The organism is Saccharopolyspora pogona (assembly GCF_014697215.1).
GTDB classification, from domain to species: domain Bacteria; phylum Actinomycetota; class Actinomycetes; order Mycobacteriales; family Pseudonocardiaceae; genus Saccharopolyspora; species Saccharopolyspora hattusasensis.
Genome location: NZ_CP031142.1, coordinates 7730289 through 7743996, shown reverse-complemented (window position 1 = coordinate 7743996; position 13708 = coordinate 7730289). Strand labels below are relative to the sequence as shown.

Genomic DNA, 13708 nt, shown 5'->3' with positions numbered 1-13708 from the left:
AGCGGACCCCGCTGGAAGGTTTCAGGATGCCCAGGGCACCGATCGGCCCGGTGGGGCGGATTCGAGCCAGGACAGGAAGCCGGTCAGGGCGTCGGTGCTCATCGCCAGCTCCAGCTCCGGGCCGGTCAGGTCGAGGACCGTCGACCCGGTGGGCATCACGTAGGCCTCCGCCATCGACGGCTCGCGGCGCCGCGCGATCTCCACGTCCCGGCGGTTGATCACCCAGTTCGGCCCCGATCGCAGGCTTAGCGCCCGGTACCAGGCGAACTCCTCGCCCCGGTAGTGCGCGACACCCAGGTGCCAGCCGCGGCCACCGCCGTCCTTGCTGGCGCGCAACGCCACGTCGATGCCCCCGACGCGCAGTTCCCGCAGCCGCCGCCACGCCAGCGCCGCGACGACCACGGCAGCGATCAGCAGCAGCCCGAAGGCCACCGCGAGCAACAGGACCGGGGAACCCATGCGCGGCCCGGTTCAGGCCGAGTGGCCGGCTGCTCGCAATCGGCTCAAGGCCCGTGCCCGGGCCTGTTCATCGGCGCTCTTGACGTCCTCGCGGGCCTGCGCCACGTCGATCTCGGAGGCGAGCTCCGCGGTCTCCGCCAACACGCTCACCCCGTCCGCGGTGACGGAAAGGAAACCACCGTGCACCGCGGCGGTCACGGTCTCCTTGTCGGTGGTGGTGATGCGCACCACGCCACCCTCGATCAGCTCGCCGAGCAGGGGCTCGTGCCCCGGCAGGATGCCGATCTCCCCTTCGGTGGTCTGCGCGACCACGGCGGTCGCCTCCCCGGACCACAGGCGGCGCTCGACGGCGACCAGTTGGACGGACATGTTGGCCACGCGCGTCTCCTTTGTCGGGTGTGTGCCCGCAGTCTATCCGGTGCCACCAGGGCGATCGTGACTGGCCGGGCTGGAATTGCATTGTCGCGGTGCTTGGCAAGCGGGGTCGGGGTCCGCTCGGACCCCGACCCCGTTGCCGGTCTGCCGTCCCCGTCAGCGGGGTCCGGCGCTCACTTCTCGGTGAGCTTCTTGTACGCCTGCTCCAGGTCGTCGAGACCACCGATGGACAGGAACGCCTGCTCCGGGTAGTGGTCGAAGTCGCCCTTGCAAAGCTTGTCGAAGGCCTCGATGGTCTCCTTCAGCGGAACGAAGGAGCCTTCCTGGCCGGTGAACTGCTTGGCCACGAAGAAGTTCTGCGACAGGTAGCGCTCGATGCGACGCGCCCGCTGCACCGTCACCTTGTCCTCTTCGGACAGTTCGTCCATACCGAGGATGGCGATGATGTCCTGCAGTTCCTTGTACTTCTGCAGGATCCGCTTGACCTCCTGCGCCACCCGGTAGTGCTCCTCGCCGACGATCGCCGGGTCGAGGATCGTGGAGGTGGACGAAAGCGGGTCCACCGCCGGGTAGATGCCCTTCTGCGAGATCGCACGGGAGAGCTCCGTGGTCGCGTCCAGGTGGGCGAAGGTGGTCGCCGGGGCCGGGTCGGTGTAGTCGTCCGCGGGCACGTAGATCGCCTGCATCGAGGTGATCGAACGACCCCGCGTCGAGGTGATGCGCTCCTGCAGCTCACCCATCTCGTCGGCCAGCGTCGGCTGGTAACCCACCGCGGACGGCATGCGGCCCAGCAGGGTCGAAACCTCCTGGCCGGCCTGGGTGAACCGGAAGATGTTGTCGATGAACAGCAGAACGTCCTGGTTCTGCACGTCGCGGAAGTACTCCGCCATCGTCAGCGCGGACAGCGCCACCCGCATACGGGTGCCCGGCGGCTCGTCCATCTGCCCGAACACCAGCGCGGTGTCGGCGAGCACTCCCGACTCGTCCATCTCGACCCAGAGGTCGTTGCCCTCGCGGGTGCGCTCACCGACGCCGGCGAACACCGAGGTGCCACCGAAGTTCTTGGCGACCCGGCGGATCATCTCCTGGATGAGCACCGTCTTGCCGACACCGGCACCACCGAACAGGCCGATCTTGCCGCCCTGCACGTACGGGGTGAGGAGGTCGATGACCTTGATGCCGGTCTCCAGCATCTCGGTCTTGCCCTCGAGCTGGTCGAAGCTCGGCGCCTTGCGGTGGATCGCCCACTTCTCGGCGTCCGAGGCGTAGCCCGGCTCGTCGAGGCAGTGGCCCAGCGCGTTGAACACGTGGCCCTTGACGACGTCGCCGACCGGCACCGAGATGCCGGCACCGCTGTCGGTGACCACGACGCCGCGGACGAGACCCTGGGTGGGCTGCATCGAGATCGTACGCACGACGCTGTCACCCAGGTGCTGGGCGACCTCCAGCGTCAGCGTCTTCGCCATGCTCTCGGCGGTGATGTCCACCGTGAGGGCGTTGAACAGGTCTGGCACCTGGTCGCGCGGGAACTCGACGTCCACGACCGGGCCGAGCACCCGGACGACGCGGCCCGTGCCAGTGGTGGTGGCAGTAGCAGCAGTCATGTCACTCACTTCCTGCGGACGAGAGCGCCTCGACACCGCCGACGATCTCGCTGATTTCCTGGGTGATCTGGGCCTGGCGGGCCTGGTTGGCCTCACGGCTGAGGTTGCGGATCAGCTCGTCGGCGTTGTCCGTCGCCGACTTCATCGCCGTCCGGCGAGCCGCGTGCTCCGAGGCAGCCGAATCCAGCAGGCCCGCGAACAGGCGGGTCTTGATGTACTTCGGCAGCAGCGCGGCGAACAACGTCTCGGCGTCCGGTTCGAACTCGTACGTGGACTTGAGCGCCTTCACAGGCTCGTCGGAGTACTCCACCTCGAGCGGAGCGATCCTGCGGACCGCCGGCCGCTGGGTGAGCATCGAGACGAACTCGGTGTGCACCAGGTGCAGCTCGTCCACGCCAAGCTTACCGTCCGGCCCCCCGTCGTCGAGGTAGTCGTCGGCGCCCGCCAGGAACGCCTTGACCAGCGTATCGCCGATCTCGGCCGCGTCGGCGTAGTCGGGGCGGTCGCTGAACCCGGTCCAGCTCGCCTCGATCTCGCGCTGGCGGAACCGGTAGTACGTTTCGCCCTTGCGGCCGATGACGTACAGCACCGGGTCCTTGCCCTGCTCGCGCAGCAGCGCCTGCAGCTCCTCCGCCGCCTTGATCACGTTGGCGTTGTAGCCACCGCAGAAACCCCGGTCGCTGGTAACGACCAGCACGCCGGCGCGCTTCGGGTTCGAGCGCTCGGTCAGCAGCGGGTGGTCCAACGTGCTCACGTCGGCCAGCGCAGACAGGACGCTGGTGATCTCCTCGGCGTACGGCCGCGAAGCCCCGACCCTGGCCTGCGCCTTCATGATGCGCGAGGTAGCGATCAGCTCCTGCGCCTTGGTGATCTTCCGGGTCGATTTGATCGACCGGATCCGATTCCGGAGTTCCCGAAGTTGAGCCATGACTTACCCGGTCACTTCTTCGGCGCGGGGCGGTTGACCTTCACGGTCTCCTGCCCCACCTCGTCTGCCGCCAGCGCTTCGGCGTCCGGCTCGGCCGGGACGACCGACTCGCCGCCGGAGCCCGTGAACTGCTTCTTGAACTCTTCGACCGCCGACACGATGGCCTTCTCACCGTCTTCGGAGAGCTTGCCGGTCTCGACGATGTCCTTGAGCGTCGTCTCGCTGGTACGCCGCACGTACCCCAGGAACTCGCTCTCGAACCGGCGCACGTCGGCGACCGGCACCGAGTCCAGGTGCCCCTTGATGGCGATGTAGAGGGAAACGGCCTCTTCCTCGACCGGGAGCGGCTCGCCCTGGCTCTGCTTGAGTACCTCCATCAGCCGGGCACCGCGGTCCAGCTGGGCCTTCGAAGCGGCGTCCAGGTCCGAGGCGAAGGCGGAGAACGCCTCCAGCTCGCGGTACTGGGCCAGGTCCAGACGCAGCGAGCCGGTGACCGACCGCATCGCCTTGATCTGCGCGGAACCACCGACGCGCGACACCGAGATACCGACGTCGATGGCCGGGCGCTGACCCGCGTTGAACAGGTCGGACTGCAGGAAGCACTGGCCGTCGGTGATGGAGATGACGTTCGTCGGGATGTAGGCCGACACGTCGTTCGCCTTGGTCTCGATGATCGGCAGACCCGTCATCGAGCCGGCGCCCATCTCGTCGGAGAGCTTCGCGCAGCGCTCCAGCAGGCGCGAGTGCAGGTAGAACACGTCGCCCGGGTAGGCCTCACGACCCGGCGGGCGGCGCAGCAGCAGCGAGATCGCGCGGTACGCCTCAGCCTGCTTGGTCAGGTCGTCGAAGATGATCAGGACGTGCTTGCCCTGGTACATCCAGTGCTGGCCGATGGCCGAACCCGCGTACGGGGCCAGCCACTTCAGACCCGGCGAGTCGGAGGCCGGCGCGGCGACGATGGTGGTGTACTCCATCGCACCGGCGTCCTCCAGAGACCGCTTCACACCGGCGATCGTGGAGCCCTTCTGGCCGATCGCGACGTAGATGCAGCGGACCTGCTTGTCCGGGTCGCCGCTGGCCCAGTTGGACTTCTGGTTGATGATCGTGTCGACCGCGACCGTGGTCTTGCCGGTCTTGCGGTCGCCGATGATCAGCTGGCGCTGGCCGCGGCCGATCGGGGTCATCGAGTCGATGGCCTTGATGCCGGTCTGCAGCGGCTCGTGCACACCCTTGCGCTGCACGACCGTCGCGGCCTGCAGCTCCAGGGGACGCTGCGCCTCGGCGGCGATGTCGCCGAGGCCGTCGATCGGCTCGCCCAGCGGGTCGACCACGCGGCCGAGGAAGCCGTCGCCGACCGGGACCGAGAGGACCTTGCCGGTCCGCTTGACCTCCTGGCCCTCTTCGATCTTCTCGGACTCGCCCAGGATGACCGCACCGATCTCCTGAGCTTCCAGGTTCATCGCGACACCGTAGACGCCGCCCGGGAACTCCAGCAGTTCCTCGGTCATCACCGAAGGCAGACCCTCGACATGGGCGATGCCGTCACCGGTATCGGTGACGACCCCGACCTCCTCGCGGCTGACCTCCGGGGAGTAGCTGGAGACGTACTTCTCGATCGCACTGCGGATCTCGTCCGACGAGATCGTCAGCTCCGCCATGTCTCGTTCCTGCCCTCGGTTAGTTCTTGGAAGGGAGTTGGTGTTCGACGCCCCTTGCCGGTCGACCAGTCGGTCAGTCGGCGAGGTCACGTCGAAGGGACTGCAGGCGTCCCGTGATGCTGCCGTCGATGACCTCGTCGCCGACCCGGATCAGCAGCCCGCCCTCGACCCCGGGGTCGACCTCGAGGTGCACGGCGATCGGCCGCGCGTAGATCCGCTGCAAGGTGCGCGACAGCCGCTGTTGCTGCTCATCGCTGAGCGGGATCGCGGACCGGACGTGCGCCACCGAGCGCTCGCGGCGCTTCGCCGACAGCTCCGCCAGCTCTTCCAGGCCTTCGCTGACCCGCCGGCCGCGCGGCCGGGCCACCAGCTGGCGGACCAGGCTCAGGGTCACCGGCTCGACCTTGCCCTCGATGAGCTGGTCGACGACCGCGTACTTGCCCGCCTCGTCCCCCGTCGGGTCCGACAGCAACCGCTCCAGGTCAACCTGGGAGCCGATGATGCGGCCCAGCCGGAACAGCTCGTCCTCGACGGCGTCGAGCCGGCCGGCCCGCTCGGCCTGCACCAGCAGCGCGGTACGGGCCAACCGCTCCAGCCCGTCGACCAGGTCCGTCGGACTGGACCAGCGGGCCCGGACGGCCTCGACGACCACCGGCAGCGCCCGCGCGCCGAGCTTGTCCGCCAACAGCCCGCGGGCCAGGTCCTCCCTGGACCGCGGGTCGGTGGAGGCGTCGGCGAGCGCCCGCCGCAGCGTGGACTCGCGGCCCAGCAGGGCGGCCACGCCGAACAGCTCGTCGGCGAGCCCGGTGATCTCCGCGGCCTGGGCCCCATCGGTGGCCTGCAGCAGCTGCAGCTCGGTGGCTGCCAGCGCCTCGCGGCTCGCGGCGTTCACGAGGGTGCTCAACTCTCAGCGCCTTTCACTCGGTTAGGCCTGACCAGACCGGGACGATGCGGCCGATTCGGACGACGCCGGGGCCGAGGCGGCCTCCAGCTCGTCGAGGAACCGGTCGACGGTGCCCCGCCGACGGGCCTCGTCCTCCAGGGACTCGCCGACGACCCGGCTGGCCAGGTCGACCGCCTGGCGGCCGAGCTCCGACCGCAGCTCGGCGACGATCTGGGCCCGCTGGTGCGCCAGCTGGGTCTGGCCCTGGTTGACGATCCGCTCGGACTCGGTCTGCGCCTGGGCGCGCATCTCTTCCAGGATCTGCTGGCCTTCGGCGCGGGCGTCATCGCGGATCCGGGCCGCTTCCGCACGGGCCTCGGCCAGCTGCGACTTGTACTGCTCCAGCGTCCGCTGGGCCTCGGCCTGGGCGGCCTCGGCCTTGGCGATACCGCCCTCGATCCGCTCGCTGCGCTCCGCGTAGATCTTCTCGAAGCGCGGGATCGCGTACTTCCACAGCACGAACAGCAGCAGCAGGAAGGCGATCAGACCGACCACGATCTCCGCTGGTTCGGGGATGATCGGGTTGTGCTCGCCAGCCGCGGCCAGCAGCATCTGCGTCTTCACCACAACGTCTCCCAATGCGTTAAGCCGTTATCAGGCAGCGGAAGAGGCGATGAAGTAGACGACCAGACCGATCAGCGCCAGCACCTCGACCAGAACGAACGAGATCCAGGCGATGCCCTGCAGCTGGCCCTGGGCCTCCGGCTGGCGAGCGGTGCCGTTGATGACGGCCGCCCAGATCAGGCCGACGCCGATACCGGGGCCGACAGCGCCCAGGCCGTAGCCGATCGCGGCCAGACCGGGGTTGATGCTGCCCGCGGCCTCAGCGGCCTGCGCAAGAACGATGTTGCTCACTTTCACTACCTTTCACTCGGTCCGCTTCTCGGCGCGGATCGGAGGTCTTGGTCTTTCTCGTCAGTGCTCGGAGGACAGCGCCGCGCCGATGAAGTTCGCGGTCAGCAGCGCGAAGATGTAGGCCTGCAGCACCTGGATCAAGGCTTCGACGAACGTCAAGGCAATGGAGAAGGCGAACGCGACGATCGAGATCGGCTTGAACGCCCCACTCGCCTCGATGAGCAGGAATTCCCCGCCCAAGGTGAACACCAGGAGGATCAGGTGTCCGGCGAACATCGCGGCGAAGACCCGGACCGCCAGGGCGGCCGGCTGCGCGATGAACTTCTGCAGAAATTCGATCGGGGCAAGCAGGATGTAGATCGGCTTGGGCACCCCGGGTGGGAACATGATGTGCTTGAAGTAGCCCAGGAAACCGTGCCGGGCGAAGCCGACCCCGTGGAACACCAGGTACACCACGACGGCCAGCGCGATCGGGAAACCGATCCGCGACATCGTGGGGAACTGGATGACCGGGACGATGCCGAAGATGTTGTTCACCAGGATGAAGGTGAACAACGTGAAGATCAGCGGCACGAACGGACGGAAGTCCTTGGCGCCGATCTGCTCCCGCGCGATCTTGTTGCGGCTGAACTCGTAGACGAACTCCGCAACGAACTGCCCCTTGCCCGGGACCAGCTTCAGGTTCCGGGTGGCGATCACGAAGTAGGCGCCCACCATGATCGCCGACAGCACGACGAGGAGCATCGGCTTGGTGACTCCGCCGAAGATCGGCGGAAGGACAAAGCTATCGGCACCCGGCGGTTGGAATGTTCCGACCTCGGCCAGCATCAGCGCGCCCAACTGGGCTCCTTCCGGTTCTCCCGGTGAACTTCACTCTGCCGGGGGAATCGTCACGTTTTGCACTTAACGTACCTGATACGCGATCTGGCACGCGGAGGGGCCCTCCCCACCGCGTGGGATCGCAGGACCTCCGTGGAGTCCTCCGACCCGCGCTGCGCAGGGAAGGCTTCTGCCGCGGGACGATATCAGCGGGTAAGTAGCCACCCGACATGTGGTCGGGCACCACCATCCGGCCAACGGCCGACCGCCGGGAAATCCCGCCGAAACCGATCAGTTCCCCGGCACGATGGTGGGGATCTTGGTGCGCTTGAAAGCCACCACTTCGGCGCCCGCCCACACCATCACGGTGGCCAGCATGGTGAATGCCAGCGATTCCCGGTGGATCGCGTCGATGCCGCCCAGCAGCGTCATCACCACCAGCAACACGATCATTTTGCCGATGTAGCCGCCGAGCGCGGCGACCATCACGAAATGCGGGTTCATGCCACCGGTGAACCGCATCAGCCAGATCGTCAGCAGCGACGAGGCGAACGCCACGACGCCGCCGACCAGCGCACCGATCAGCCCGGGCACCCCGAGCAGCACGGTCGCCACGATCGCCCCGATGGTCACCGTCGCCACACCCGGCCACACGGCGGTGCGCAGCATGGCCGATGCGAGCTTCCGCACGATTTCCGCGTGCGGGTTCGCGGTCTCGGCCGCCTCGGGGGTCTCAGCGGGGGTCGGCGCGTCGGTCGCTTCGCTCATCGGGACTCTCGATCGGCTCGGGTGCGCATTCGCGGAATCACCGAGATGATAGCCGCCAGCAACACCCCGAGGCCTACGACCCATGCCACAACAACCGCGTTGAACAGCGTCAACGACACCGCGCCGAAGGCGATGACGGCCGCCCACAGGTAGATCAGCAGCACCGCGCGACGCTGCGAATGCCCGATTTCCAGGAGCCGGTGGTGCAGGTGCATCTTGTCGGCGTGGAAGGGGCTCTTGCCCGCCCGGGTGCGGCGCACGACGGCCATGATGAGGTCCAGCAGCGGCACGAACAGCACCGCCGCGACCACCAGCAGCGGCGACAGCAGCGCGATGGTGTCGGTCGGGTTCATGTAGGCGTAGTTCATCCGGCCGGACGCCGACGTGCTGGCGGTGGCCAGCATCAGGCCGATCAGCATCGAACCCGAGTCGCCCATGAAGATCTTCGCGGGCTGGAAGTTGTACGGCAGGAAGCCCAGGCAGGCCCCGGCGATCGCGGCCGCGATCAGCGCAGGCGGGTAGGCGTTGACGTCGCCGCCCTGCCGGTCCAGCACGCCGAGGCAGAACACGAAGGTGGCGGTGGCCGAGACCAGGCCGATGCCGGATGCCAGCCCGTCCAGCCCGTCCACGAAGTTCATCGCGTTGATCATCGCGACAACCAGCAACACGGTCAGCAGCTGGCCCTGGTTGCTGCCCAGCACCATCAGCTGACCCACGTGGCCCTCGTCCCCACCACCCCACGGGACCCAGAACATGAACCACTGCACACCGAAGAGCACCAGGATCCCGGCTGCGGTGACCTGCCCGGCCAGCTTCGTCAGGGAGTCCAGCTCGAAGCGGTCGTCCAGCGCTCCGACGAGGACGATCAGCCCCCCGGCGATGACCACGGCCAGGATGTCGTTGGAGTAGGAGAAGCCGCGCGACAGCGTCGGCAGGTTGGCGGCGAGGAACATCGCCACCAGCACCCCGCCGTACATCGCGACCCCGCCCATCCGCGGCATCGGCTTGACGTGCACGTCTCGCTTGCGGGGGTAGGCGACCGCGCCGACGCGGATCGCCAGCAACCGGACCAGCCCGGTCAGCAGGAAGGTCGCCGCCGCAGCGGTGAGCATGACGAGGAGGTACTCACGGGCGGGTAGCCCGGCCGGAGCCCACGGCGCATTGTCCATACCGGTGGCTCACCCGCGCTGTGCCGAGGCCCGCGGGAATTCGGCGTTCAGCCCCCAGAACGGATTGCTCAAGCCCGGCGCTCCTCATCGCTGTTCACGTTGTGGCTGGCGAGTGCTAACGCTATCGGCCCGCGCCCGGGGCGCTTTCACCGGTCCGCTTCGAGCTCTTCGCCGAGCACCTCGGACAGGTCGGCGAGGCTCACCGCGCCCTCCCGCAGCACCCGCGGCTTGCCCTGGGTGAGGTCGACGATGGTGGAGGCGACGGGTTCCCCGGACGGGCCGCCGTCGAGGTAGACCTGCACGGAGTCGCCGAGCTGCTCGCGCGCCTGGTCTGCGTTGCTGCCCGGCGGGTGGCCGGTGCGGTTGGCGCTGGAGACGGCCATCGGGCCGACCTCGCGCAGCAGGTCCAGGGCCACCGGGTGCAGCGGCATCCGCAGGTTCACCGTGCCCCGGGTGTTGCCGAGGTCCCAGGACAGCGACGGCGCCTGCGGCAGCACTAGCGACAACCCGCCCGGCCAGAACGCCTCGATCAACGCGCGCGCCTGTTGCGGAACGGACATCACCAGCCCATCCACAGTGGACCAGGAGCCGACCAGGACCGGCACCGGCATGTCCGGGCCGCGCCCCTTGGCGGCGAGCAGGGCGTGCACGGCGTTGGAGTCGAAGGCGTCCGCGCCGATGCCGTAGACGGTATCGGTGGGCAGCACTACCAGCCCGCCCGCGCGAACCGCGTTGGCCGCAGCGGCCAGGCCTTCCTCGCGGCTGTCCGGACTGGTGCAGTCATAGACGGTGCTCACACCCCGAATCCTGGCACGCCCGGGATCGGCCCCGTTCGAGTGGTGCGGCTCATCGCCGTCCGGCAGCATCCGTCCTTCCTGTCACTCCGGCCGGGTGCGGCGGGCGGTGGCGAAGCGGGGGCGACCGGCCAGGTCGGTGTGCTCCTGGACGTCTTCGAGGACGCGGCGGGCGCGCAGCAGAGCGGGCACCGAGCCGCCGTGGGTGTCGTCGTGCTCGATGGCCACCCCGCCGCCGGGGCACAGCAGCCGGGCCGCGCAGCCCACGACGTGCCGGACCACGTCGAGGCCGTCGCGGCCGCCGAACACCGCCTGGTGCGGGTCGTGGTCGCGGACCTCCGGCGGCACCGGGGTGCCGTCCGGCACGTACGGCGGGTTGCAGAGGACCAGGTCGGCCAGGCCCTCCAGCTCCATGAACAGCATCGGGTCGGTGACATCCCCCGCGTAGAGATGGATCGGGGTGTCACCGGCCTGCGCCTGCTGGCCGGCGTTGCGGCGCGCCCAGGCCAGCGCGGCGGGCTCCTTCTCCACCGCGTGCACGGTGGCGTCCGGGCGGGCGTTCGCCATCGCCAGCGCCAGCGCCCCGGACCCCGTGCAGAGGTCCACCACGGTCGGCCGCTCCACGCCTTCCAGCGTCGCCAGGCCCCAAGCGAGCAGCAGTTCCGTCTCGGGTCGGGGCACGAACACGCCGGGCCCGACTTCGAGCGCCACGGCGCCGAGCGACGCGGTACCGGTGAGGTGCTGCAGCGGCACCCGCGCGGCCCGGCGGCGCACCAGATCGTGCAGCGCCTGGACGACCGGCGGGTCCACCAGCGGCACCATCATCAACTTGGTGCGCTCGACCCCGAGCAGATGCGCGGCAAGCAGTTCCGCATCGGTGCGCGGGCTCGCCACGCCCGCCGCGGCGAGGATGCGTTCCGCCTCGAGAATGGCCAGGCGTAGGGGCTGTCGCGTCACACGGTTAGCTTAAATGCTTGCTTTTCGTCTTTGCTCTTGAAGCGGCGCCAGCCGCTAAATCGGGGATCCCGCAGACCAGACGGCGTCTGAGGTTCCGCCACTCGCACCGCGACGCAAAACGAGCCTGGAAACATGCCTTAAAGCGCGAGGCGTTCTTTCCGGTCGGCGGCGAGCAGGGCTGTCACCACCGCATCGAGATCGCCGTCAAGGACCTGGTCCAGGTTGTAGGCCTTGTAGTTCACCCGGTGGTCGGAAATGCGGTTCTCCGGGAAGTTGTAGGTGCGGATGCGCTCCGAACGGTCCACTGTGCGCACCTGGCTGCGCCGCGCCTCGGACGCCTCCCGCTCGGCTTCTTCCTCGGCGAGCGCCTGCAACCGGGCCTTGAGCACCTGGATGGCGCGCTGCTTGTTCTGCAGCTGCGACTTCTCGTTCTGGCAGGACACCACGATGCCCGTCGGCAGGTGGGTGATCCGCACCGCCGAGTCGGTGGTGTTCACGCTCTGCCCGCCCGGCCCGGACGACCGGTAGACGTCGATGCGCAGGTCCTTCTCGTCGACCTCGACCGCGACCTCCTCCGGTTCTGGGTAGACCAGCACCCCGGCGGCGGAGGTGTGCACCCGGCCCTGCGACTCGGTGACCGGCACCCGCTGCACGCGGTGCACGCCGCCCTCGAACTTCAGCCGCGACCAGACCCCGTCGGGGCTGGTGGCGGCCTTGGCCTTGATGGCGACCGTGGCGTCCTTGTAGCCGCCGAGGTCGGATTCGGTCTTGTCCAGCACCTCGGCCCGCCAGCCCTGGCGCTCCGCGAACCGCAGGTACATGCGCAGCAGGTCGCCGGCGAACAGCGCGGACTCCTCGCCACCCTCGCCCGACTTGACCTCCAGCAGCACGTCGGAACCGTCGTGCGGGTCGCGGGGCAGCAGCAGTTCGGTGAGCTTCGCCTCCAGAACCGGGACCGACTCGGCGAGCAAGCCGGCCTCTTCGGCGAAGGCGGCGTCCTCGGCGGCGAACTCGCGGGCCGTGTCCAGATCGGACTGGGCCTGGTCAAGCTCCCGCGCGGTGCGCACGATCGGGGCGAGCTCGGCGTAGCGCCGGCCGAGCTTGCGGGCGTTGGCCTGGTCAGCATGCACGCCGGGATCGGCCAGCCGCTGCTCCAGTTCCGCGTACTCGGTGAGCAGCACTTCGAGCTTCGATGTCTCCACTGGCGACCCTCTTCCGCTGGTTCCTCTTTAACAAGCGGCGTCAGCCGCTTGCGGTGGGGCAAGCAACTTGCACCGCCGCGGGTTCTCAGAAGTGCCTTGCGGGGACCCCCGCACCCCGAGCTTTTCTCGCGAGGACAGCCCCGGCGCCGCGTATCGGTTTTTGAACACTTCTTTTGCTGCGGGCGTTCGGACACCAAACGTGGCGACGGCGCCCGTCCCGCGCTGCTCGCGTGGGACGGGCGCCGTCGGTGCAGCTACTTCTGTGCCTTCTGGCGCTTGCCGTAGCGGGCCTCGAAGCGGGCCACGCGGCCGCCGGTGTCCAGGATCTTCTGCTTGCCCGTGTAGAACGGGTGGCAGTTCGAGCAGACCTCGACGGTGATCTGGCCGGTCTTGCGGGTGCTGCGGGTGGTGAAGCTGTTGCCACAACCGCAGTTCACCTGCGTGACCACGTACTCGGGGTGGATGCCACTCTTCAACGGCTCGTCCTCTCTACTTGGCCGCCGGGTCCACGCGGCCGCTGCCGCGCGGTGAACCGGTGCCGGATCAACCCTGCATTCTGCCAGACCAGGGCTCGTGACCTGCAACGCAGGGGGCCCATCCGGTATTCCGCCGGGCCCTTCGGCGCGTCCGCGCAACCGCCCAACGCACCAAACGAACCGCCTGCCGAGCGACCCCCGGCCGAGGGTGCGTCCGGGGTGGTACGCCGTCCATCCTCGACGCGTGCAGCTGTGTTCGGTCCTGGGAAGGCTCACGGTGAAGTCGTGGGTGTTCCTGCCCCTGCTCTTCGTATGCAGCGCGGCCGGGGTCGCCGCCCTGCTCGACGTGCTGCTCGTGCGCGACCCGAGCCTCGACCAGGACCTGAGCCTCTCCGCGCCGCTGCTGTTCGGGTTCGCCGCCGGGCTGGCCCTGTTCACCGCGAGCCACGTCCGCTGGAACTTCCGTTGGCAGCGCCGCGGCCTGCGGTTCAGCTACCCGCTGCTGATGGTGGCCTGCGCCCTCGCCATGGACGGGCTGCAGCTGCCCGTCGTCGCCGCGCTCGCCGTCGGCCCGGTCGGAGCCGCGCTGCTGGCCGCCCTGCTGGTCCGCGCCTACCGCGACCGGGACACCCCAGAGTGCGCCCGAGCCTGACGTCGCGCAGGTGTGAGCATGGGAACCTTCCTGTCACCCACCCCCAGAA

Annotated in this window: 16 protein-coding genes; 1 reads left to right on the top strand and 15 read right to left on the bottom strand. The window is 68.8% G+C overall.

Annotated elements, in window-relative coordinates:
* Positions 1 to 21: 21 nt before the first annotated feature.
* The 15 genes from DL519_RS36520 to rpmE form a co-directional block, all read right to left on the bottom strand.
* Positions 22 to 459 (bottom strand): DUF2550 domain-containing protein, encoded by a 438-nt coding sequence (locus DL519_RS36520; RefSeq protein WP_190821632.1) that lies wholly within the window; start codon positions 457 to 459, stop codon positions 22 to 24.
* A gap of 12 nt (positions 460 to 471) precedes the next feature.
* Positions 472 to 837 (bottom strand): F0F1 ATP synthase subunit epsilon, encoded by a 366-nt coding sequence (locus DL519_RS36515; protein WP_010305255.1) that lies wholly within the window; start codon positions 835 to 837, stop codon positions 472 to 474.
* A 170-nt stretch (positions 838 to 1007) separates the two neighbouring features.
* On the bottom strand, positions 1008 to 2438 hold the full coding sequence (atpD, locus tag DL519_RS36510; protein ID WP_190821630.1) for a F0F1 ATP synthase subunit beta: 1431 nt from the start codon (positions 2436 to 2438) through the stop codon (positions 1008 to 1010).
* Between the two features lies 1 nt (position 2439).
* Positions 2440 to 3366: a F0F1 ATP synthase subunit gamma gene (locus DL519_RS36505; RefSeq protein ID WP_190821628.1), complete on the bottom strand. Its 927-nt coding sequence runs from the start codon at positions 3364 to 3366 to the stop codon at positions 2440 to 2442.
* Between the two features lie 11 nt (positions 3367 to 3377).
* The gene (gene atpA / locus DL519_RS36500) at positions 3378 to 5024 is read right to left on the bottom strand and encodes a F0F1 ATP synthase subunit alpha (protein WP_190821626.1); all 1647 of its coding nucleotides are present in this window, start codon (positions 5022 to 5024) and stop codon (positions 3378 to 3380) included.
* Between the two features lie 73 nt (positions 5025 to 5097).
* The gene (locus DL519_RS36495) at positions 5098 to 5928 is read right to left on the bottom strand and encodes a F0F1 ATP synthase subunit delta (RefSeq protein ID WP_190821624.1); all 831 of its coding nucleotides are present in this window, start codon (positions 5926 to 5928) and stop codon (positions 5098 to 5100) included.
* Between the two features lie 21 nt (positions 5929 to 5949).
* Positions 5950 to 6531 (bottom strand): F0F1 ATP synthase subunit B, encoded by a 582-nt coding sequence (locus DL519_RS36490; protein WP_190824429.1) that lies wholly within the window; start codon positions 6529 to 6531, stop codon positions 5950 to 5952.
* A 30-nt stretch (positions 6532 to 6561) separates the two neighbouring features.
* Positions 6562 to 6822, bottom strand: coding sequence for an ATP synthase subunit c family protein (locus DL519_RS36485; protein ID WP_190821622.1), 261 nt, complete (start codon positions 6820 to 6822; stop codon positions 6562 to 6564).
* 60 nt (positions 6823 to 6882) lie between these two features.
* On the bottom strand, positions 6883 to 7662 hold the full coding sequence (gene atpB, locus DL519_RS36480) for a F0F1 ATP synthase subunit A (protein WP_190821620.1): 780 nt from the start codon (positions 7660 to 7662) through the stop codon (positions 6883 to 6885).
* Positions 7663 to 7932: 270 nt separating this feature from the next.
* Positions 7933 to 8409: a hypothetical protein gene (locus tag DL519_RS36475; protein ID WP_190821618.1), complete on the bottom strand. Its 477-nt coding sequence runs from the start codon at positions 8407 to 8409 to the stop codon at positions 7933 to 7935.
* A complete protein-coding gene (locus DL519_RS36470) occupies positions 8406 to 9578 on the bottom strand; it encodes a glycosyltransferase family 4 protein (protein WP_190821616.1) in 1173 nt (390 codons plus the stop codon). The genes DL519_RS36475 and DL519_RS36470 overlap by 4 nt, the downstream gene beginning before the upstream one ends.
* 146 nt (positions 9579 to 9724) lie before the next feature.
* A complete protein-coding gene (locus DL519_RS36465; RefSeq protein WP_190821614.1) occupies positions 9725 to 10375 on the bottom strand; it encodes an L-threonylcarbamoyladenylate synthase in 651 nt (216 codons plus the stop codon).
* A gap of 81 nt (positions 10376 to 10456) precedes the next feature.
* On the bottom strand, positions 10457 to 11329 hold the full coding sequence (gene prmC / locus DL519_RS36460) for a peptide chain release factor N(5)-glutamine methyltransferase (RefSeq protein WP_190821613.1): 873 nt from the start codon (positions 11327 to 11329) through the stop codon (positions 10457 to 10459).
* 137 nt (positions 11330 to 11466) lie between these two features.
* Complete coding sequence (prfA, locus tag DL519_RS36455) at positions 11467 to 12531, bottom strand: peptide chain release factor 1 (protein ID WP_190821611.1); 1065 nt, start codon at positions 12529 to 12531, stop codon at positions 11467 to 11469.
* Positions 12532 to 12785: 254 nt separating this feature from the next.
* Positions 12786 to 13007: a 50S ribosomal protein L31 gene (gene rpmE, locus DL519_RS36450; RefSeq protein ID WP_010305211.1), complete on the bottom strand. Its 222-nt coding sequence runs from the start codon at positions 13005 to 13007 to the stop codon at positions 12786 to 12788.
* A 277-nt stretch (positions 13008 to 13284) separates the two neighbouring features.
* On the opposite strand from rpmE, the gene DL519_RS36445 reads away from it, so the two are divergent.
* Entirely contained in the window at positions 13285 to 13659 is a 375-nt protein-coding gene (locus DL519_RS36445; protein ID WP_223839974.1) for a hypothetical protein, read from the top strand.
* The last annotated feature ends 49 nt before the right edge of the window (positions 13660 to 13708 follow it).

Bases quoted from the DNA above. Each gene is read 5' to 3' on its own strand.
- DL519_RS36520 (WP_190821632.1), bottom strand. From the start codon at position 459: ATGGGTTCCCCGGTCCTGTTGCTCGCGGTGGCCTTCGGGCTGCTGCTG.
- atpA (WP_190821626.1), bottom strand. From the start codon at position 5,024: ATGGCGGAGCTGACGATCTCGTCGGACGAGATCCGCAGTGCGATCGAG.
- DL519_RS36475 (WP_190821618.1), bottom strand. From the start codon at position 8,409: ATGAGCGAAGCGACCGACGCGCCGACCCCCGCTGAGACCCCCGAGGCG.
- DL519_RS36470 (WP_190821616.1), bottom strand. From the start codon at position 9,578: ATGGACAATGCGCCGTGGGCTCCGGCCGGGCTACCCGCCCGTGAGTAC.
- DL519_RS36505 (WP_190821628.1), bottom strand. From the start codon at position 3,366: ATGGCTCAACTTCGGGAACTCCGGAATCGGATCCGGTCGATCAAATCG.
- atpD (WP_190821630.1), bottom strand. From the start codon at position 2,438: ATGACTGCTGCTACTGCCACCACCACTGGCACGGGCCGCGTCGTCCGG.